Source organism: Acinetobacter courvalinii, from assembly GCF_014635545.1.
In the GTDB taxonomy this organism is placed as follows: Bacteria; Pseudomonadota; Gammaproteobacteria; order Pseudomonadales; family Moraxellaceae; genus Acinetobacter; species Acinetobacter courvalinii.
Map to the genome: position 1 here is coordinate 499,559 of NZ_BMDA01000002.1, position 21,726 is coordinate 521,284.

Consider the following 21,726-nt stretch of genomic DNA (forward strand, 5'->3'; position numbering starts at 1 on the left):
AGCAAAACCTGCTACATCAGTTTTTTTATTCTTACATTGATTGAGCTGCCTGAATCGCGGTCAAGGCAATGGTAAATACAATATCATCTACCAATGCCCCACGGGACAAGTCATTCACAGGCTTATTCAGGCCTTGTAACATCGGACCGACACTGACTACATTCGCTGCACGTTGCACCGCTTTATAGGTAGTATTGCCTGTATTCAGGTCCGGGAAGATAAATACATTGGCACGGCCCGCCACTTGAGAATCAGGCGCTTTCTGGCGACCAACGCTTTCGACTGAAGCAGCATCGTATTGTAATGGTCCATCGATCAATAAATCAGGGCGACGCTGTTGTGCAATTTTGGTGGCTTCAGCTACTTTTTCGACATCGGCCCCTGTACCCGAAGTTCCTGTCGAATAGCTGATCATGGCTATACGCGGATCAAGACCGAAAGCTTTAGCAGAATCTGCTGACTGAATGGCAATTTCAGCCAGCTGTTCGGCATTTGGATCAGGGTTAATGGCACAGTCACCATACACATAGACTTCATCTGGCAACAGCATAAAGAAGATCGAGGACACCAGTGAATAGTTTGGTGCTGTCTTGATCAACTGAAATGCAGGACGCACGGTATTGGCGGTGGTATGAATTGCACCAGAAACCAGACCGTCAACTTGATCCAGCGCCAGCATCATGGTGCCAAGCACTACGGTATCTTGCAACTGTGCTTTGGCTTGCAAGGCATCCAGCTTGCCTTTACGCAGTTCCACCATCGGTTCAATGTATTGGTCGCGGATGCGATCTGGATCAATAATTTCCAAGTCCTCGGGCAGTTGAATACCTCGCGCTTTTGCCACTTCCGCCACTGACTCCGGTTTTGCCAATAACACACATTGCGCAATACCACGTGTCTGGCAAATTACTGCGGCCTGTACGGTACGAGGTTCATCACCCTCAGGTAATACAATCCGTTTCTTGGCTGAAATCGATTTCTGTACCAGTTCATAGCGGAAAGCAGACGGTGACAGACGAGGGTGCAGATTGTTCTGGGTATGTTGATCAAGCCAGTGATTATCAATATGGCTGGACACAAAACGCGTCACTTGTTCGGCACGTTCGGTATCATCAATTGGAATTTCATTGCCAAAACGATGCAGTAGTTGTGCTGTTTCCAAAGTGTCTAAAGGCGTGTGTAAGATTGGGAGTCCTTGCTTAATCGCGCTTTGGCAAAACTCGAGTACATTGCTTGCAGGCGCTGCTTGTTCGGTTAAAACCAGACCCGCAAGTGGCGTACCGTTACTGCTGGCAAGGCTCGCTGCCAAGATCGCATCGGTGCGTTGTGAGGCGCTAATGATCAGTTCACCTGCCACAAACTTATGTAACTCAGATTCGATATTGGATGCAATTAAACTGGTATGCAGAATGCGACGTTGTTTGGCTTCACCTTGATGTAACCAGGTTCCTTTAATCACAGGAGCAATATCCAGACTCCGCGGTACACTGAGAATATTACTGAAGGGCACCAGTCCAATAATCGGCAGGTCATTGCTGCCCATATAACGATTATAACGTTGCAGTTCTAGGGCAAAGGCTTCGATATGCTGGTCTAGGCGTAAGCCTGGATCAAGCGTCACTGGAATTTCTGCGGTGCCTTCTGGAAGTCCTTTGGTGCGCATAAACAGCACGCCAGTGGTCCGCGCCGATGCGGCGCCGCCAAACAGGCGTAAATGGGCATCGACTTTTTCCGCTGTTTTACGAGGATCGGCCAGATCGGCAGTACTGACCAGAACCACTTGGGCATCGAGTGCTTGCGCGAGTGCTGCATTGATTTCGCCGGCAAAATGATCTTGCCCATTCGGCACTAGCCCTTCAACAATAATCACATCATGATTGGCGGCAATCTGGCGATGCAGTGCTACGGCTTCTTCCAGCAATTCATCGGTTTCGCCCAAGGCAATCAGCTGGGTCAGTTTTTCATAGCTAATCGGTTCAACCGAAGGGTGTTGAAATAAATGATGGTAGAGCGTGGTGGTGCGATCTACAGGCGCATCGGCAATCTGTGAAAATGGCTTGAGGAAACCCGCATTGATCCCTTTACAGTCCAGCGCATAAATCATGCCTAGACAGGCAGAGGTTAAACCAACACCTTCCCCAGTAGGGATGAGTAAAATCGTATTCATACTGACTTGGTCACTCTTTTATATTTTTGAATAAATTAAGCGTTTGGCTCAATCACTTGACGGGTTTCTTTGGCAATACGGCCTTCTTCATCGGTTGGAATGACCCAGATTTGTGGACCCGTGCCATTATCAATACGGCCTTCGCTACCGCGTGCCAAAGCATCATTTTTCTCTTTGCTAAATTGCAAACCAAAGTGAGATAAATAGCCCAAGGTTTTTTCACGGACATAGGCTGAGTTTTCGCCAATACCGCCTGTGAAGACTAAACCATCCAGACGTGGCAGGCCACAACTTAAAGCAGATAAGGATTTGGCCAGACGATAGCAGAACACTTCAATCGCAAGCGTTGCATCTTCATGTCCATTTTCAGAGGCTTCTACCAAGGTGCGCATGTCATTGGATAAGCCCGACAAGCCGAGTAAACCGCTTTCTTTATTGAGCATGCTGTCAATTTTCTGGATATCCCAGCCCAGATTGCTGGCCAGGAACAGATGCAGACTTGGATCGACATCACCGCTACGGGTACCCATGACCACGCCTTCAAGCGGAGTCATGCCCATAGAGGTATCGACACTATGTCCATTCCATACGGCACAGGTTGAGCTACCGTTACCTAAGTGGGCACTGAGCCAGCCCCCCTGATTCTTGTTGCCCGCCAGTTCGCTGGCACGTTCAGTGACATAGGCATGGCTGGTGCCGTGGAAGCCATAACGGCGCACTTGATGTTCGGTATATAAATATTTTGGCAGTGCATAACGATAAGCGTGTTCAGGCATGGTTTGATGGAACGCGGTATCAAAGACAGCAACCTGTGGCAGTTGCGGGAATAAGCGCATGGTAGCTTCAATCCCGATGAGGTGTGCCGGATTGTGTAAAGGGGCAAGAGGGGTCGCGGCTTCAATACGTTCAACGAGTTCAGGTGTAAGCAGTTCTGCTTTGGTGATATTGCCGCCGTGTACCACACGGTGTCCAATTGCTTGCGGATGATAGTTGGCTAAACGTGCCAACAAGGTTTCCAGTGCTTTGGCGTGATCTGCATAAGGAATTGAAAGTTCTAACGGTTCGCCACCCAGGGTGACCCCTTTAATACGGGCATCTGCTGCGCCCAGATTTTCTGCCAAACCATAAATACGATCTTCACGGCGTTCCGAGATCAGTGCGTATTTGATTGATGATGAACCACAGTTAATTACTAATACAGATATAGCCACGTTTGAACACCTAACAGATTTTAAATTTTATGATGAACACTCTGATCTTGCTGCAATGCATGAGCAGTGGAATCAAGCGCAATGTTTTAACATGGGATGTCATCTTGGCGAAGATAGACTTTAGCCTATACAACCCGTTTATAAATCAACCTAATCAGTATAGGCTGGAAATCATATCTTCTTTTAATTGATCTGTAGGTTTTATCATTATTTTTGTATGCAAGTATATAAAAACACGATAAAGATCAATTAAATGGCCTTTATCGTGTTGCTGTGTTGCAATAGGTGTTTCTATTATTGGCGGATTTGACCGTCGCCAAACACAATCCATTTTTGAGAGGTTAAACCTTCTAGGCCAACTGGGCCTCGGGCATGGATTTTATCGGTTGAAATGCCGATTTCTGCACCTAAACCATATTCAAAACCATCGGCAAAGCGTGTAGACGCATTGATCATGACTGAGCTTGAATCAACACGTGCCAAGAACTCACGGGCTAGACTAAAGTTTTCGGTGATAATGGCATCGGTATGGTGTGAACCATACTTATTGATATGCTCAATCGCTTCATCCATACCTGTGACTACTTTGACTGCCAGAATTGGTCCGAGATATTCGGTATACCAGTCTTCCTCTGTGGCTGTTTTTACAGATACACCTAGGATACGTTGGGTTTCCGCACAGCCGCGTAGTTCAACCTGCTTTTCAGCATACAGCTCAGCAATTAGAGGGAGGAATTCTTCTGCAATCGCTTCATCAACCAGTAAGGTTTCCATGGCATTACATACGCCATAGCGATGGGTTTTGGCATTCAGGGCGATCGGCAAGGCCTTTTGCAAATCGGCCTGGGCTTCAACAAATACATGGCAATTGCCATCTAAATGTTTAATCACAGGAATACGGGCTTCATTGCTGATACGTTCAATCAGGCTTTTACCACCACGCGGCACGATCACATCGACAAACTCGGTCATGGTAATCAGATGGCCAACTGCGGCACGATCTGGGGTGTCAATCACCTGCACCGCATGCTCAGGCAAGCCTGAAACCTGTAAACCATGCTGGATCGCAGTGGCAATGGCCTTGTTAGACTCGAGCGCTTCCGAACCACCACGTAAAATAATTGCGTTGCCAGATTTTAACGCCAGGGATGCGGCTTCAAGCGTTACATTCGGTCTTGATTCGTAAATCATCCCGATCACGCCTAAAGGCACACGCATTTTACCCAACTGGATACCCGATGGACGGTAAGCCAGGTCAGTAATTTCCCCAATCGGGTCCACCAGACCAATGACATCTTTTAAACCTTGCAGCATGCCTTTAAAGCGTGCCGGAGTAAGCTCTAGACGATCCAGCAGGGCACTGTCCAGTTGACGCTGGCGACCATTGTCCATATCAATTTGATTGGCCGCTAAAATCTGGGCCTGATTATTTTCCAAAGCGGTATAGATCGCAGATAAGGCATGATTTTTCAAATGCGTTGAGGCACTGGTTAACATACGAGATGCCTGACGTGCCTGCGCACCGACCTGTTGCATATAATTTTGAATAGAGTCTTGCATAGCAGTTTGATATTTGCATGTATTTATAAAGATAGTAACAGTCAAATGCTGAACAATGAATAGGCGAAACTGACAATTCAACAAATTATAAAACGTTAATTGGCGCAAAATTTTTTATTTTAGTGCGATGAAGATATTGAATCTAAAGCCAAGACTACATATTTTGCAAAAGATTATTCATTTAAACAAGATGAGTGGTTAAGGAAATGATTGCGTATAAAACGTGCATACGTATAGAATGAAAAAGTATAGGATAAATGTAATACAAATTTTATAAATTTGTTAACTTGCAAGAGCAAATCGCTGAAAATGAGATGCTTGCAACAGAAAAATAAACAAGGATGGAGGAAGGACATGAATTCCATTATCCAAATGGACTCGGATATAAATCATACCTACACAGGCTTTGGTTTTTTCGACATTTACAATAAAAACAGTTTCAAGCAGCCAGCACGTACCACGTGGATTGATGGCTGGAAAATTGAATATATGGCTATTGCAGATCCTAAAACGATCTATAACACGCCAATTGTAATTGTCGGGGGCGCATTTCAAAATTTTAACTCTTATAAGTATTGTGTTGAGCAACTCTTTGAGAGTGGTCCTGTGATTTTAATCGATTTACCTTCAATGGGCGCGAACCAGCAGATTCGTAATGTTGATACTGGTGAATCTGCTGGAATTCTGGAACTACCTGATTTATCAAAAATGCTCGGTCAATGGCTGGATATTGTTGGAATCGATAAGGTTTCAATGATGGGGATGTCATTGGGGTCGGTGGTCGCTTCTTCATTTGCCGATCAACGTCCAGAACTGATTGACCGCATGGTGTTGATGGGAGTGATGCAAAAGACCCGTAAAAGCTGGCGTATGCTGCTGGAAGAGTCTTTGCATTTAATGCGTGAAGATCGTATGGAAGAGTTTGGTCAGGCGGTGATTCTCTATCTTGTCAATCATGCCAAACTGGACAAGACACGTATGTCACCAACAGCTAAGCGTCTGTTCTTCAAACAGATGGCAGAGTTTAGTGCCACAGAGCGCGAGCGTTATGAAATTAACTGCAACCGTTTATTGCGTTTAAGCGATGTGCCGGTTCCGCAATGTAAGACCTTGGTTGCAGCCGGACAATATGACAGCTTTACCTTACCGCATGAAAATGCCGATTTTGCCTTACAATGTCAGGATATGCAGTTTGCCCTAATTGCCAATGCAGATCATGTACCGCAATTGCAACGCCGTAAAGAAACCATGAATCTGTTTACTACCTTTTTAAAAGGGGAATCTATCGACAATCTGGATGGTATCATTCCGATGAATCGTGAACAGATGCAGCAGATGGAACGCCGTGGTGAAGAACGGATCGCAGTGCTACAACCCGAAAGTAAACTGACCCATCGTCATTTGGATACTGAGGTAGCGGTGAGCATTGTGGATATCACCTTCTTTGGCGTGTACTTAAAACTTCATCAGCTAGAGCAGCTTGATTTTATCACGCAGCATCCACGTGACTTAGCCCTGCAGTTAACAGATGAAGAAGGCGAGTTTAAAATTGAATGTTTAATCTTTGATGCAACTGAGCAAGGACTGCGCATCTTGTTTAAACATGGCAGTTTTGATATCGCAGAGCGTTTGACCCGTTTTATTCAACGTCAGAAGCCAATTGAATAACACCTATTGTGGCATTAAATTGTGGCATTAAAAAAAGTGGCAATTTGCCACTTTCTTTTTGGCTGATGTTATTGATTGCTCGCCTGAATCATCCAGACCAGGTCTCCTAAATGTTGCTGTTTGTTTTCTAACGCGGTGTGCTCAAAAAATTGCTTGGGTTGTAGGACCTCAACCTGATGAAAACCGGCTTCCTGAAAAAAGTGTTCGACTTCAGCAGGGGTTTTAAAATGAAAACTAAAGGCACTGCGAGACATCCATTTCAGCAAGCGGCTGCTGTTCCAGATAATCGTCGCCAGTTTATTTTGGGTTGGTTCCGGATAGATATCGGTTAAATAGTGCAATGTTTGAAAGTCTTGACCATAGTGGGCAATCGCTTGAATAAGTTGTTGCAACAATGGTTTTTCAAAGTAGTTGATCAACCCTTCACTAATGATCACCAATGGACGTTTCTGATCAAAGATTTGAAATGCCGAAGCAAAGGCTCCCGTAAACAGGTCTAGCGATAATACATCATCGCTATGACTTTCAATTTGCTGCAATGCTGCCTGTTTGGTGGCCGCCATATCCGGTAAGTCCAGTTCACGATAGCTGATTTCAGGGTAATGTTGTCTAAACCACCAGCCACGTGGTGATAGGCCACAGGCAATTTCTAGCACTTGTAGATCAGGATGTTGTTCAATCAGTTTTTTTAAATGGCTATCCAGCATGCTATGACGTTGTTTGAGTGTAGTACGCATGCTGCCACCGACATATTTTTCCGCCCAGCTTTCGATGGGATGGACTAGGGCAGCGAGTGTTTTGCCTTTTTTTGTTGCCAGTGCTGGATGTGAGATCCCCATTTGATACCAGATATAGCCTGTGTAGTGTGCAGTAAATGAAATATGGCGGTGTTTTGAAAGTTGTTGTGTCATCTGTCCTAGACTCTATTTTTTCCTAATTTAGATATAAAATTCATCTCTTTAAAATACAGAGTGCTTTGACTACATCTTGATTTAGGCTTGTTATTTACTATCGTGGGGCGGCATGGATGCCGCCGTTAGGCTGGGGTTACAAGGATGTACCCTCAGCCTAACAAAGGATTTTTGCTTACTTTTCATCCCTGAAAAGTAAGTCGAGCCGACGGCCAAATCCTTTAATCAGATGAGCACTCGGCAAGATTCCATCGTGTGAATAGAACAATTAAAAATCTAATCAAAGTTAGAACGAATTCTTAAATTCTTCAATGACTTTTCTGACGTTATGCCAGTTTTCATCGTCTAACGTTAAGGTAGTAGTACCGATTTGGATATTTGGAATTTTACCGCGCATACGTTCTAGGCGTTGCTGGTTTGGTAAAGGCAGTGACTGGATGCCTTCCAATGCGTTACACGCGGCAGCACGGTCATTACATACCAGTCCCATATCGCAACCTGCATTTAACGCGGCTTGAATACGGGCGTCTGCACCGCCAGCGACACAGGCAGCTTGCATACTCAAGTCGTCCGAGAAAAGTACGCCGTCAAATTTAAGTTGTTGACGTAAGATTTGTTGTAACCAGAATGGTGAGAAACCTGCCGGATTTGGATCAACCTGATCATAGATCACGTGCGCAGGCATCAAGGCATCCAGCTGTGGCATTAGCTTGATAAAGCTTTGCATATCCTTGTCATAGATTTCCTGATATGAACGACTGTCGATTGCTGCGGCAACGTGCGAGTCAGCCTTCACTGAACCATGACCAGGGAAGTGTTTACCTGTTGTCGCCATACCTGCTTTTTTCATACCGCGCATAAAGGCATCGGCAAGTGGAACGATGTCCTGCATATTTTTGGCAAAGCCGCGATCACCAATCACATCACTGACATCATTCAGGTCTAGAACGGGCGCAAAGCTGAAATCAATACCGACCGCCAATACTTCCGTTGCCATGAGCCAGCCGCATTGTTCAGCCAGCTCAACTGCCTGTTCAGGATGAGTGAGATAACGCTCGCCTAAACGTCCCATAGCGGGTAACAAGGTAAAGCCCTGTCTTAAACGCTGTACACGGCCACCTTCCTGATCGACAGCAATCAGAATTTCTGGACGGATCTGACGCATATGATCGGTTAGAGCACGGACCTGTTGAGGGGATTCAATGTTGCGCGCAAATAAAATCATGCCGCCGACTTGCGGAGCTTGTAATAGTTCAATATCTTCTTGGGTGAGTTCTGTGCCAGCAATATCTAGCATCAATGCGCCGATCATAAGGATTCCGTTTGAATTTTGATGAAAAAAACGATAGCTAAATTGTGCAATGATTTGCTACATTTTGTCAGTACAGAATATGATAAAACTACATGATATTGATGATAAGTGCTTATTGGTCATTTATTTATGACGACTAATCAGTACTGCAAGTTGGTAAAGTATCGAATGAAATGTGTTCATATTGACAGTATCAGCGTGTAATAATTGCCATATCCAAGGAAGTACCAAAATTTTATGAAACTTCAAATGATAGCGTGTGCAGTTGCAATTGCGACTGGTGGTTTATTTTTCTCTCACACCATGAATGAGGCGTTTGCGGCGACAGAAACACCAGTGGTTTCAACCGTTATCAAGCCAACACAAGAACAAGCGCTCGTATCACGTCAGCTCGCAACCTTGGTTGATCGCCAGCATTATTTGAATATGCGTTTAGATGCAACCACGTCAAACCGTATTCTGGATATGTATCTCGACAGTCTTGATCCAGATCATTCATTATTTTTAAGCGGTGAAGTTGCAGACTATAAGAATAAGTATGGTTCCACTTTTGGTAGCTCATTAAAAGCCGGTAACTTAACCGGGCCTTTTGCTATTCATGCGCAATATCGTGACCGTTTGAAACAATTCTATGAGTTTATGTTGGCCGAATTGAAGAAGCCGCAGAACCTGAATCAGAAAGATGTCTATCTGGAAACCGATCGTGAAAAAGCGCCTTATTTCCAGACGGCTGCTGAACAACAGGCACATTGGCAGAAAATGCTGGTGTCACAGCTGATCAATCTGACCATTAGCAAAGAAGAAGAACAGGCCAAGCAGAAAGCATTAAAGGCAGATCCATCACTGGCCAATGGTCAGGACTTGACTGGTCCAGAAGATTTAACCCCGGTTCAGACTTTAACCAAGCGCTATACCCGTCAGTTGGAACGTATTGGTCGGGTCAAGAGTGACGATGTCCTCGACAAAACCCTGAATGCGATGATGGCGACCTATGATCCACATAGTAACTATTATCCGCCCATTGATGCGATGGAGTTGAATCGTCAAACCACCTTGCAACTTGAGGGCATTGGGGTTTCGATCCGACCAGAACGCGGCAATGAAGATTACACCAAGATCGAGACCATCGTTGAGGGTGGTCCGGCAAGTAAATCAGGTCAGGTCAAATCAGGTGACCGCATCATTGGTGTCGCTCAAGACGGCGATAAAATGGTGGATGTGATCGGCTGGCCGAGCTCGGAAATTGTGGGCTTGATTCGTGGTAAACGTGGCACCAAGGTGGTAGTGCGTCTACTAGGTGCAGGGGCACCGATGAGTCAGGCACGTAATGTCACTTTAACGCGTGACATTATTCAGGAAGAAGATGCTGGTGTTCGTTCGCGTACGGTTGAAATCACTCGTGATGGTAAAAAACACCTATTTGGCGTACTTGAAATTCCTTCGTTCTACTTTGATTATCGCTCACGTCGTGCGGGAACCGAGTACCGCTCAGTCTCAGAAGATACGGCTAAAGCGCTGGAATCATTGAAAGCACAGAAAGTAGAAGGGGTACTGGTGGACCTGCGTAATGACCCGGGTGGTTCTTTGGAAGAAGTTGCGCGTATGCTCGGTCAGGTGATCAAGTCAGGGCCAGTGGTTCAGATCCGTGATGGCAATGGTAATGTCAATGTCTTTGAAGATACCGATGGTGGCGAGCAGCTTTATGCAGGCCCGATGGCGGTATTGGTCAACTTGGCATCGGCTTCTGCTAGTGAAATCTATTCTGCTGCGATTCAGGACTATGAGCGTGGCATCATTATCGGTAGCACGACTACAGGTAAAGGTACGGCTCAAGTGCAACTGGATTCACTTGCTTATGGTCAGGCAACCCTGACACAGCGTAAGTTCTACCGTATTACCGGTGGAAGTACGCAAAATAAAGGTGTAATCCCGGATATCAAACTGGTGGATATCTACAATGAAGAGTTTGGTGAGCGTAAAGCCAAAAATGCCTTGAAGTGGGACACCATTCCAACCGCACCATTTAAGCGTGAAGGTTCAGTTCAACCGTATATTGCCAAGTTAACGGAAACATCTCAGCAACGTGTTGCCGTAGACTCACAGTTCAAGTATCTAGAAGCGCGTAAAGCGATTGCCAAGAAAACCTCTGATCAGAAGAAAGTGGTACTGGATATCAACCAGCGCCGTGCTGAATTGATTGATCTGGAAAAACAGACCTTGAATGCTGAAAACCAGCGTCGTGCGGCAACAGGTCAGGCACCTTATGCCAACTGGGAAAGTTATCAGGCTTCGATTGACGCCTTGGTTGAATCTCGGGCCAAGATGAAAGCACATTTACGTCCGCCACTGCCTGAAGAAGAAACCTTTATTACAGAAGCGGCAAATGTCCTTTTAGATTATGCCAAGCTGCAAAATCGTTAAGTTGATATGCTTTTAAATAAAAAGCCCTGTTTGATACAGGGCTTTTTATTGCTGTCTTGATGGTGATTTCAATCTGGACGTATAGATGTCAGTATCATCGGGTGCCGGCGTAATTTGATGGTTCTAAATCTTAAATAGAATAAGCGTCCTTATCCATTGTTCAGTATAAAGACGCTTTGGGCTTAAATAATAGAGCAGTGCCGCTGCATGATCCGAGTAATCTTTTCTACCTGTTTTAGCAACAAGTGCTACTCAGTGCGTATCCAGATCTGATTACGACCCAGCGCAGAAATCCCCAGATAACCCCGTAAATGCAGACGTTTGCCATTGGCGCTTAATTTGGCTTTCATGCTGTAAATCTTGCCTGTATTCGGGTCGAGAATACGTCCACTGGTATAGTTAAGACCTTCACTATGTTTTAAGCCTGTCACCACATCCAGCCCGATAATCGGTTTATTGGTATAAGGTGCAGGGCAGTCCACACAGATTTCCTTGGGTACATAGCCTGTTCGTGGGGTAATTTTCACAACTTTACCTGTATAGGTGCCATTGGCCTCTTGGCGAATTTCAACGATCCCTTTAGGTGCGCCTGTTTTATCATCGATACTTTGCCAGAGACCAGTGATGTCTTGGGCAAAGCTAAAGCTGCTGATCATGGTTAAAAATAAAATACTGATTAAGCTTTTACTCATTATTAAAAATCCGTTTAACAGTCATTTTTATTATGTAGGATATCTAATAAGCGATTCAATCATTATTTTACATTTGTATATTAATATTTGAAAATTCAATGGTTTTTAATTTTTTGATTAAAAAAGCCTCTCCATTTTAAAATAATGAAGAGGCTTTTTAAATTTATTTAAATATACGTCGGGCCGTTTGATGCTCCCTACAAATATTTACTCTGCCCGAATCCAGATCTGATTCCGGCCTAATGCAGAAACACCCAAATAACCGCGTAAATGCAGACGTTTACCGTTGGCACTGAGTTTGGCTTTCATACTGTAAATTTTACCTGTATTCGGATCGAGAATCCGGCCATGGGTATAATTCGAACCATCACTGTATTTTAAGCCGGTGACCACATCCAGACCGACAATCGGTTTGTTGGTGTAGGGTGCAGGGCAATCTACACAGGTTTCTTTAGGTGTATAGCCAGTACGTGGTGTTATTTTTACAACTTTTCCGGCATAGGTGCCATTCGATTCTTTACGAATTTCCACCAGTGCCTTCGGTGCTCCGGTTTTGTCATCAATACTTTGCCAGAGCCCCGTAATATCCTCTGCAAAAGTAAAACTGCTGATTGCAGTCAAGCATAACGCCCCGATTAATTTTTTCCCCATTATTAAAAATCCTTTTAATATTCAAGCATTCATTATGAAGGATTTTTGACAACCAGTTCAACCTTTAACTGATATTTGTGGCAAATTTTAAGATAAAGATAAAATAAAAGTCGGCAGCCAGATTGCGGTAAATACGCCATTCACAGCCATACCAAATGCAGCATATCGGCCCGCAACAGGTCCACGTTGCCATGCCTGTGCAGTACCAATGGCATGTGCTGCCAGACCTAGGGCCAGGCCCGAAGCACGTTCATCATGGATATGTTTTAAGATCCAGGGAGAAAATGCGGCGCCAATCACTCCGGATAAAATGACGATCAGGGTTACCATCATTAAAGGGGCATGTAGCAGGGTTGCAATATTCAGTGCGATGGGTGTGGTTACAGCACGGGTAGCAAATGCCAGAATGGTCGGTTCGGACATATGCAGCAAATACGCTAGTCCCATCGGTAAAGCCACTGCACTGATACTTGCGAAACACAAGATACCGATCATGGATTTAAGCGGTAAGTCATCATAGCGCATCGCAGCCAGAGGAATCGCCAAAGCCACGGTGACGTAGCCGAGCAGGTGATTAAAAACATTATTCACATGATCCATGTACTGCTGATAGGGAATCCCGAAAATGGCTAAGAACGTGATGACAATAAACATGCCGAAAACGATTAAGGGAATCTGTGGAAATTTCTGATTCAGCGGTTTGGCCAGAAGATAACTGATCAAGGTAATGATAAAGCCATAGATAACCATAGACATCGATCAGCTCCTTATAACCAACGCTTCGCCATTTTGGCATAGATCCATAATGGCAATAATGTACTGAATGTTAAAATAAATAGAAAGGCAGGAATTTCCTTGCCCATATGCACCAGCATGATTAATGAACCGGCACAGATGGGCAAAAAGGCAAACGCACTTTCTTTCAAAATTTTATTGTTGGTATCAATCAGACGATTGGAGATTTTTTTAAAGCGTCTCCAGATGAATAAGGTCATTAACAGACTAATCAGTCCGACCAGATTGCCCAGTTCAGGATGACCAAAAGCCGTTGTGATCGCGACAGCTCCTTCACGATAGCCAATAATTAATAAAATCGTGCCAAACCAAGCTGTCCAATCAATATTCTTCATTTTATTTGTTACTCTCGTTAATCTAAACGATGGCTGATCGCAATTAGGATGAGTGAGGGTCGATCTCAAATTCTTCCAAAGGTCGCTGGAATAGGGAAGCTTTTTTTCCCAGTATTTCGTCTAATGGCAAATGAGCCTGTTTAATGAGTTGTTCCAGCTTATGTGGTGCAATACAGACCGACAGGTGTAAATTGCCATGATCATCATAATGTTCAGACTGAATGACATTCAGGGTATATAACTGGGTGCGTAATTTCCCATAAGCAGGTTTTAACACTAAATCAAAATCTTGTAACTGGCCCAACAGACATTGTTGTACCGCTTGCGCAAGCAGCTCCAAGCCTTGACCTGAATGTGCCGAAACATAGACCCGATCAGGCTGGTCTGCCGATTTATAAATAATTTTGGGCGCATCACCGCTCAGGTCAATTTTATTGTAAACATGCAAGATGGGCGCATCGGCACCAATTTCTTTGAGAACAGATTCAACCGCTTCAATTTGCTCTGGCATATTCGGACTGCTGCTATCAATCACATGCAGCAGTAAGGTGGCCTCTAGAGTTTCTTCCAAGGTTGCTTTAAATGATTCAACCAGATCATGCTGCAGATTTCTGACAAAGCCGACGGTATCTGCGAGTACTACCGTGCCAATACCATCCCAGTCTAAACGGCGTAAGGTTGGATCGAGCGTGGCAAACAGTTGATCTGCGGCATAGACATCACTTTTTGCCAGCAGATTAAATAAGGTTGATTTTCCCGCATTGGTATAACCCACCAGTGAAATGGTCGGGATCGCGGCTTTTTGTCTTGCGGCACGACCTTGCAGGCGGGTTTGTTGTACTTTGACCAGTTTATCCTTGAGCTGGGTAATTCGCACCCGAATTAAACGACGGTCGGTTTCAAGTTGTGATTCACCGGGTCCACGCAGGCCGATCCCGCCTTTTTGCTGTTCCAGATTACCGGTAAAGCCACGAATCAGGCGCGTGGATAAATGCTTGAGCTGGGCCAGTTCGACCTGTAATTTACCTTCATGGGTCCGCGCGCGTAAGGCGAAAATGTCCAGAATTAACCCCGTGCGGTCAATCACACGACATTTCAAGATCCGTTCCAGGTTACGTTCCTGGGCGGGTGACAGGGAATGGTCAAAAATAACCAGCTCAGCTTCGAGACTTTGTACCAGTTCGGCGATTTCATCGACTTTACCTGAGCCAATGAAAAATTTCGGGTCAGGTTTATTGCGTTGTACTACAAGATGTTCAAGGATTTCAGCGCCAGCGGATTGAGCAAGCAATCGAAACTCTTCAGCATCAAGATCATCGAGGAGCTGAACAGACACACTGACTAAAATTGCCCGTTCACCGCTTTGACGCTGCTCAAAATTTTCCACGCGACTATGTAATCCTTATTTTTAAAGTCTTATTCTAGAATAAACTTCAAGCAAAGGGCAAAGGCTTACACGATTTATATGACATTACGACGTAAAAGCTCAATGAAACCGACCAGTGTGCCCATATATAGAATTGACCAGCCGAGAAACATTCTCAGCGCATAGCCATAAGGAACGGGGGTTTGGGTTTCTGATGTTGTGCTTTGTAGATTCATCACATCACCTTTTAATCAGTAAATTCGATTTATTTATATTAATTGATCTAATAAACCTTTTAAAATTGAAAAAAATTATGCTCGCATTCGCTTTTTATGATGCAGATAACTTCTATAAGTCGATATTGGCATGATATAACTGGATGAATTCAATGCACATGTGCATCTATGCGTACGGTTTTAATGATTTATGACTCAAGAAGTAACAGCGGTAAATAAAACCCCATTAAATTTAATCTCTAAATTGAGTTTGTATAGTAAAAAATTAGCCTCAGGCCTGGAAACAATAGGTGAAGGCTTTTATCTGATTTACCGTCATGGTCTATATAAAGATCCCAATAATCCAGTCAATACCCGATACGTACAGTACTTCTGTCGCCGTTTATGCGAAGTGTTCAATATCGACGTCGAAGTCCACGGGACCATTCCGCGTGAACCTGCGCTTTGGGTCAGCAATCATATTTCATGGCTGGACGTTGCGGTGCTGGGGTCGGGTGCACGAATTTTTTTCTTGGCCAAAGCTGAAGTTGAAAGATGGCCGATTCTGGGAAAACTGGCAAAAGGCGGCGGAACTTTATTTATCAAACGTGGATCAGGTGATTCGATCCGTATCCGTGAACAGATTACAGAATTCTTAAAACAGGATATTCCGGTTCTGTTCTTCCCGGAAGCGACCACAACAGATGGGCGTAAAGTCAAAAAGGTGCATGGACGTTTATTGGGTGCGGCCATTGAGGCACAACGTCCGGTACAGGTCTGTGTGATTTGCTATGTCAACCAGAACGGAGAACTCGATCTGGTGGCGCCGTTTATTGGTGAAATGACCTTTGCAGAACATGTGCAGCGTGTCTTGGAAATGCCGAAAGTTACCGCACATCTGATGACTTTACCTGCGATTTCAGTCGAAGGGCATACTGTAGATAGCCTGACCAAAGAAGTGGATCGTCAGATGCGTGCCGGTCTGGCCAAATTACAGCAGAAGGTGTTGACGGTCTTGCCAGAAACGGCCGAGTCTACATAAAGCCTTCGATTGGCAACCATGAAATGATTTTTACGCCAGCTTTTTGCCACCATTTCATCTTGGGTTCTTTGGTATAAATCAAAGGACCTCTAGGTGTTTCTCTCTGCCAGGTAATTTTCTTATTGGCATCCAATACTAACCGATAGGCATAGGTTTTCAGGTTTTGATCCATGGTGGCATGCACGGCTTGTGCTAAGGGTGGGCTATTCAGCAATACCCCGATTTCAGTATTTAAATAGGCAGAACGGGGGTCAAAATTAAAGGAACCAATAAATACCTGTTTCTCATCCAGTGCCATCAATTTGGCATGCAGGCTGGAACGACTCAGTCCCTTAAGATTGACCTTGGCTTTTTTCGCTAACTCTTCAGTATGTTTATCTAAATCATTTTTATCCAATGCGGGGAGGAACTCATACAGTTGTACCCCATTTTCCAGCAATTCCTGACGATATTTCCCATAAAAGGCATGAACCACCGCCACGTCATTGGCTTTAAAGGAGTTGGTGAGTACTCTGACCTTGACTCCATCTTGTGCCAGTTCACTTAAAATTTTTGCGCCTTTCTTTTCCGGTACAAAATAAGCCGAGATCAGATCAATATTTTTTTCAGGTTGTTCCAGATGATTGATCAGCTGGAAATTCAAGTGCTCTTCTTTTTTGGCTTTGGATTTAATTTTATCCGGGGAGTCCTTCACCACCTCGGCCTTGACCCATTCCAGAGAAATATCCCGATTCATGAGTGAATCAATGGCTTGGGAACGGCTGGTCAGGTCGACATAATTCTGTACCGTAATCCGTTTATAGTGCTCATCCAGTTGCTGCTTTAAACTTTCATAGCTCAGTCGATGCGATTTTGGATTGACAATTTCCCTGACATCGTAGGCATATTCGTGATTCCAGTAATCATCAAAAGATTTGGAAATATCATTGACGGCTGTGCCGAACAGCATCACGTCCACATCGGAAAACTGGTAATTATCACTGACATTATAATACTGGTTGGTCATGTTGCGACCGCCAATCAAGGCCACCTGGTGATCGGCAATAAAACTTTTGTTATGCATCCGGCGGTTAATACGTTTCAGGTCGAGTACCATATCCAGTGCACGGTATTTACGAAACCGGTACGGGTTAAATAATTTAATTTCTATATTGGGATGCTGGGCCAGCGCCAGAAAAATACCTTCCGTATGTTTGGCATTATTATCATCAATCAGTAATCTGACTTTTACCCCACGATCAGCGGCACGAATTAAAGCGTGTAGTGCTAAAGCCCCAACTTTGTCGTTATCCCAGATATAGTATTGTAAATCCAGTGTTTTTTCGGCTTTATCAATCAAACGAAGACGCGTTGCCAGTGCTTCTAGCGGTTCATATAAGACGTGATAGCCAGTCAGGTCGGGATGTTGTTCTTGTAAAGGACGGATCACCTGAGCCAAAGAAGTTTGGGTGGTATCGATCTGGGCAACGGTTTGGATTACCGGTTCCAGCTTATGCTTGGGGAGCGTACTACACCCCGTCACAGTCAACACAATGGCGCAATAAATCGCAAGCATATTTTTATTGTAAGCGGTTGTACTTATCTTTGTATGTTTGCCATTTAAATGAGAAAATTGCGTCATAATCGTTACTGATTAAAAGTTGGGCTCGAGTATACCATTTCATCGAAAAAGATAAATATAAGATGAGACGTATGTCCCTAAAGTGAAGTTAATGAGGGCTGTAATGTCGGATTCAGATACTGTTATTGTTGGTTTTTATCTTATTTTTGCTGTTCTAGCATTGTGGGCATTGATTCAGGCCTGGGTCCATCAGGCACGTACAGAAACCATTCATCCTTTTAAAGCCTTTGTACATTTGCTGGCGTTTTATCTTTCGTATTTATTGGTCCCGCTATGGTGCTTTAGTCTGTATGCAGGCTGGGTGGGCTATTACAGCCTGCATCAGGCGGGATTTATCTTCTTGTTAAGCAGTGTGCTGATTTATGCACGCTTCATTGAACCGCATCAGATTCATATCAAACGTCATCAATACCGTCTCAATCCAAAGCGTGAGTTTACTCGTCCGGTCAAGGTCGCATTGGTGGCCGATATGCATGTCGGTCTCTTTTCTGGGCACGAACGCCAGCTAAAAATCATTGTGAAGAAGCTGAATCAGGAACAACCTGATCTGGTGGTGGTGGCAGGGGACTGGACCTATGAGCCGGAAAACCGTTTGGTGCAAGAACTGGAAGTGCTCAAGCAAATACAGGCGCCGGTCTATTCTGTACCCGGTAATCATGACGAACAATATCCTGGCCCACCCATTCAGGCGTTGTTGAGTAAAGCGCTAGAACATAATAATGTGATGGATATTGAAGGCAAAATTGTCGATTTTGACGAATTCCGTCTCATCGGGATTGGTGATTTGTGGGCAGGTAAGGCGAATATGCGCTTTATGCCTGAGTTGCCGCAAGACAAGCCTTGGCTGATTTTGTCGCATAATCCGGATACCGTGGATATGGTACCTGAATTACCGACGCGTCCCCTGATGTTATCGGGCCATACCCATGGCGGGCAGATCGAACTGCCGTGGATTACCAACTATATTATGAAGCGGGTGTCGATTCTGGGACATAAAAAAGGTTTTTATACGCATGAACATGCGGATGTATTTGTGACAGTAGGAACCGGTATGGTGGGTGTACCATTTCGCTTTAGAGTGCCCCCAACAGTGGATATTATCGAATTGATTTAAATAAAAAAGCCGACTGAGTTGAGTCGGCTTTTTTATGATGGCAATGCGTTAAGGAATAATAATCACATTCACGCGACGGTTACTGGCACGGTTTTCATCCGAAGTATTCGGTACAAACGGTTGATTCGAGCCACGGCCGAGTACCGTTAAATTATTGGGTTTAAAACCCTGTTCGATGAAAATTGAAGAAACGCTTTGAGCACGTTCTTCTGAAAGTTTCTGATTATATTCAGGATTGCCGATATTATCGGTATGGCCGACAATTTTTAATTTTTGCAGATCATATTTATTCAGCTGCGTTGCAAGACGTACAATCTCTTGCTGATGCTCCGGCTTAATATCGACCTTATTGAAATCAAATAACAAACGTTCTGGTAAGCCGAGACTCCAGCCTTCATCCGTTAATACAAACCCCTCTTTTTTTAACATCTTGACCTGACGATATTTCAACGGGCCAAAACTTAAACATCCAGCCAATGTTAGGCAGAGTAACGCAATAAATGAAATTTTAATGGTGTGTGCGCGCATAACATGTCCTAAATTTCTGGTTTATAAAGAAACCAATGTGGATTTAAACTTTTAGCTTTATACATGGCTTGATCCGCTTGCATAATCAAATCTTCTGGATTCTCTGCAAACTGAGAAAAGGCAATTCCTAAGCTAAAACCAAAATGAATAATTTCACCATTGAAATCTAAAGGCTCCTTGCAACTGGCCAGTAGACCTTCAGCAATGGTCTGTAAATGATCCGCATGATGGATAGAATGCAGGATAATAGCAAACTCATCCCCACCCAAACGGGCAATAAAATCCTCATGACGGACAGAAAGTTTTAAACGGTCGCCCATTTCTTTTAGCACCGCATCACCGGCCAAATGTCCATACTGATCATTAATCATCTTGAAATTATTATTATCAATAAAGAGTAAAGCTGAATTGTGACGGTATTGCGGATTCTCAAAAATATTAAACAGCTCTTGATAGAAATAATGACGGTTTGGAAGGCTGGTCAGCTGATCATGATGAGCCTGAAATGAAAGTTGACGATTTTCTTTTTGCAGATGCGTATGCCAAATCTGAATTTCTTCTAGCAGTTCATTAAATACCGCATTTAAATTCTGGAACTCTTTAATATGGTTGTTGGGAAAACGCAGATTATAGGCTTTCTGGTCACTGACCAGTTGGGCGATATGGGTCAGCGGCTTAATCGACTGCATGATTTGGCGATAGGTAATATTCACTGACCATAATAAGGCAATCACAATAAAGAACATTGAAATGGCCAGACCGATAATAATGGTTTTCAGAAAATGTAAAATATTTTCTGAACTTCCGTATAACACCAGTTCTCCCACTTTTTTCTTGTGATGCACAATCATTAACTTGACGGGATCATGTAAAAACCAGCGATCCATCAGGTCCTGCATCATGGAGGTATGGGCTATTTTTTTGGTACTTTCGGCAAGAAGCTGATGTTGAGGATCATACACATGAATCGTTCGAATGGCATGTTGACGCGTATAATCATCCAGAATCTGGTCAATCGCGCCTTTATCCCGAAACACTACGGCTGGCTGAATCCGTTCAAGCACGGTCTGGCTCAAAAGCTGCAAGTTCTGTTTGGCATAAGTTTCCATGGTAAACATGGAAATTGTGGCAAAGGTAAAAGAACAAATCACAAAGGTAATCGCAAAAATCGCAAACTGCGATTTACGGAATAATGCATGTAAGGAAGTTGACTGATATAAATTGGAAATCATCTGCATTTACTCCGCATTCTTCGCCAAGAGCAAAACTCTTGGATCGATATGAACTTTGGAATAACTCAATGCTTCCAGATTCACCTTAAAGGTCGAATAGGTTTTCTTATTATATAAGCAGAAAATACTGCCGACTTCACACGCCGGATTATTGGTGCTTAAAGAAAGTAATGAGCGAGATGGATAAGCCTGAATCAGGTTTTGCTGTTGTTGTGGCGAGGTCGTGGTGAAATAAGCCACATGACATTCAGTTTTGGGAAAATCTTTTGCCGTGACCGCCTGAACTTGATAATCATAAGCCAACTGACGGATATTTGACTGAAACTGATTGGCTGCTTCCGTATTGTCAATCACACAAATAGAAGGGCGGGTGGTGTTCGACCATTTACTATAACTTAATATTGATAATGCTAACTCATAGAAGTTATGCGTCGAAATGGCATAGCAAAGCGGGCTCACAGCTACCGAAGCTGCAAGCAAGATAGATCGAGCTTTGATATTTAAAAACCGTATTTTCAATCAGAAGTGCCAAAAAATGTGAAGCAAGAGACATATTCTACTGGACTTAATTGTTTAAAAAAAGTTCTTAATTACTCAGAAAAGCGAATAAAAGTAACTATTCAGTTCAAAAAGTATGCGTTCAATCAAATTATTCAAATAAATTTAAAAAAGGGTGTTGCATTGGGTAGGGAATGCTGTAGAATGCACATCCATCGGCGGTGATGCAGATAAAAACTTGTTGATAAACAAGGATTTGGTTAAAATGGTTAGATTCTTGGATTGGTTGATAAGTTTGCTAAATATCTAAATTACCTGTTGACTTTTAAGAAATTGAGAGTAATATAGCCGACCTAGCTTGATGATGACGAATCATTGAGAAGATCA

At 43.8% G+C, this 21,726-nt stretch carries 19 protein-coding genes; 4 read left to right on the forward strand and 15 right to left on the reverse strand.

Annotated features, from left to right (window positions below; all coding sequences use genetic code 11):
- Nucleotides 1–31 precede the first annotated feature (31 nt).
- From pta to IEV39_RS12005, 3 genes are all read right to left on the reverse strand, one after another.
- Nucleotides 32–2,167 (reverse strand): phosphate acetyltransferase, encoded by a 2,136-nt coding sequence (gene pta / locus IEV39_RS11995; RefSeq protein WP_005283143.1) that lies wholly within the window; start codon nt 2,165–2,167, stop codon nt 32–34.
- Nucleotides 2,168–2,202: 35 nt separating this feature from the next.
- A complete protein-coding gene (locus tag IEV39_RS12000; protein ID WP_005283146.1) occupies nt 2,203–3,378 on the reverse strand; it encodes an acetate/propionate family kinase in 1,176 nt (391 codons plus the stop codon).
- A gap of 294 nt (nt 3,379–3,672) precedes the next feature.
- Nucleotides 3,673–4,938, reverse strand: coding sequence for a glutamate-5-semialdehyde dehydrogenase (locus IEV39_RS12005; protein ID WP_005227310.1), 1,266 nt, complete (start codon nt 4,936–4,938; stop codon nt 3,673–3,675).
- A gap of 354 nt (nt 4,939–5,292) precedes the next feature.
- On the opposite strand from IEV39_RS12005, the gene IEV39_RS12010 reads away from it, so the two are divergent.
- A complete protein-coding gene (locus tag IEV39_RS12010) occupies nt 5,293–6,606 on the forward strand; it encodes an alpha/beta fold hydrolase (protein ID WP_005283150.1) in 1,314 nt (437 codons plus the stop codon).
- 68 nt (nt 6,607–6,674) lie between these two features.
- Here IEV39_RS12010 and IEV39_RS12015 read toward each other — a convergent pair whose 3' ends face one another.
- Together IEV39_RS12015 and nagZ are read right to left on the reverse strand one after the other, a co-directional pair.
- The gene (locus tag IEV39_RS12015; protein WP_005283153.1) at nt 6,675–7,517 is read right to left on the reverse strand and encodes a class I SAM-dependent methyltransferase; all 843 of its coding nucleotides are present in this window, start codon (nt 7,515–7,517) and stop codon (nt 6,675–6,677) included.
- Between the two features lie 286 nt (nt 7,518–7,803).
- A complete protein-coding gene (gene nagZ, locus IEV39_RS12020) occupies nt 7,804–8,829 on the reverse strand; it encodes a beta-N-acetylhexosaminidase (RefSeq protein WP_005283156.1) in 1,026 nt (341 codons plus the stop codon).
- A 237-nt stretch (nt 8,830–9,066) separates the two neighbouring features.
- On the opposite strand from nagZ, the gene IEV39_RS12025 reads away from it, so the two are divergent.
- Entirely contained in the window at nt 9,067–11,250 is a 2,184-nt protein-coding gene (locus IEV39_RS12025; RefSeq protein WP_005283159.1) for a carboxy terminal-processing peptidase, read from the forward strand.
- Nucleotides 11,251–11,498: 248 nt separating this feature from the next.
- Here IEV39_RS12025 and IEV39_RS12030 read toward each other — a convergent pair whose 3' ends face one another.
- The 6 genes from IEV39_RS12030 to IEV39_RS12055 all read right to left on the reverse strand — a co-directional run bounded on the left by IEV39_RS12030 (nt 11,499) and on the right by IEV39_RS12055 (nt 15,325).
- Nucleotides 11,499–11,942: a DUF2147 domain-containing protein gene (locus tag IEV39_RS12030; RefSeq protein WP_005283162.1), complete on the reverse strand. Its 444-nt coding sequence runs from the start codon at nt 11,940–11,942 to the stop codon at nt 11,499–11,501.
- Between the two features lie 207 nt (nt 11,943–12,149).
- The gene (locus IEV39_RS12035) at nt 12,150–12,593 is read right to left on the reverse strand and encodes a DUF2147 domain-containing protein (RefSeq protein ID WP_005227299.1); all 444 of its coding nucleotides are present in this window, start codon (nt 12,591–12,593) and stop codon (nt 12,150–12,152) included.
- A gap of 87 nt (nt 12,594–12,680) precedes the next feature.
- Nucleotides 12,681–13,349: an LrgB family protein gene (locus IEV39_RS12040; protein WP_005283165.1), complete on the reverse strand. Its 669-nt coding sequence runs from the start codon at nt 13,347–13,349 to the stop codon at nt 12,681–12,683.
- Between the two features lie 11 nt (nt 13,350–13,360).
- Entirely contained in the window at nt 13,361–13,723 is a 363-nt protein-coding gene (locus tag IEV39_RS12045) for a hypothetical protein (protein ID WP_005283168.1), read from the reverse strand.
- Nucleotides 13,724–13,766: 43 nt separating this feature from the next.
- The gene (hflX, locus tag IEV39_RS12050; RefSeq protein ID WP_005283172.1) at nt 13,767–15,110 is read right to left on the reverse strand and encodes a ribosome rescue GTPase HflX; all 1,344 of its coding nucleotides are present in this window, start codon (nt 15,108–15,110) and stop codon (nt 13,767–13,769) included.
- 74 nt (nt 15,111–15,184) lie between these two features.
- Nucleotides 15,185–15,325 carry a hypothetical protein gene (locus IEV39_RS12055; RefSeq protein WP_005227295.1) on the reverse strand — a complete coding sequence of 47 codons (141 nt, stop codon included), beginning with the start codon at nt 15,323–15,325 and terminating at the stop codon, nt 15,185–15,187.
- A 190-nt stretch (nt 15,326–15,515) separates the two neighbouring features.
- Between IEV39_RS12055 and IEV39_RS12060 the strand changes: the two genes are divergently transcribed.
- Nucleotides 15,516–16,346, forward strand: coding sequence for a lysophospholipid acyltransferase family protein (locus IEV39_RS12060; protein WP_005283175.1), 831 nt, complete (start codon nt 15,516–15,518; stop codon nt 16,344–16,346).
- Here IEV39_RS12060 and IEV39_RS12065 read toward each other — a convergent pair.
- Nucleotides 16,339–17,901 carry a phospholipase D family protein gene (locus IEV39_RS12065; protein ID WP_227554517.1) on the reverse strand — a complete coding sequence of 521 codons (1,563 nt, stop codon included), beginning with the start codon at nt 17,899–17,901 and terminating at the stop codon, nt 16,339–16,341. The genes IEV39_RS12060 and IEV39_RS12065 overlap by 8 nt on opposite strands.
- A gap of 169 nt (nt 17,902–18,070) precedes the next feature.
- On the opposite strand from IEV39_RS12065, the gene IEV39_RS12070 reads away from it, so the two are divergent.
- Nucleotides 18,071–19,081 (forward strand): metallophosphoesterase, encoded by a 1,011-nt coding sequence (locus tag IEV39_RS12070; RefSeq protein ID WP_005283181.1) that lies wholly within the window; start codon nt 18,071–18,073, stop codon nt 19,079–19,081.
- A gap of 48 nt (nt 19,082–19,129) precedes the next feature.
- Here IEV39_RS12070 and yfiB read toward each other — a convergent pair whose 3' ends face one another.
- The 3 genes from yfiB to yfiR are packed head-to-tail and all read right to left on the reverse strand — an operon-like array spanning nt 19,130 to nt 21,360.
- Entirely contained in the window at nt 19,130–19,609 is a 480-nt protein-coding gene (gene yfiB / locus IEV39_RS12075; protein ID WP_005227291.1) for an outer membrane lipoprotein YfiB, read from the reverse strand.
- 8 nt (nt 19,610–19,617) lie between these two features.
- Nucleotides 19,618–20,841 (reverse strand): diguanylate cyclase DgcN/YfiN, encoded by a 1,224-nt coding sequence (dgcN, locus tag IEV39_RS12080; RefSeq protein ID WP_005283184.1) that lies wholly within the window; start codon nt 20,839–20,841, stop codon nt 19,618–19,620.
- A gap of 6 nt (nt 20,842–20,847) precedes the next feature.
- On the reverse strand, nt 20,848–21,360 hold the full coding sequence (yfiR, locus tag IEV39_RS12085; protein ID WP_486599114.1) for a regulatory sequestration protein YfiR: 513 nt from the start codon (nt 21,358–21,360) through the stop codon (nt 20,848–20,850).
- Nucleotides 21,361–21,726 lie beyond the last annotated feature (366 nt).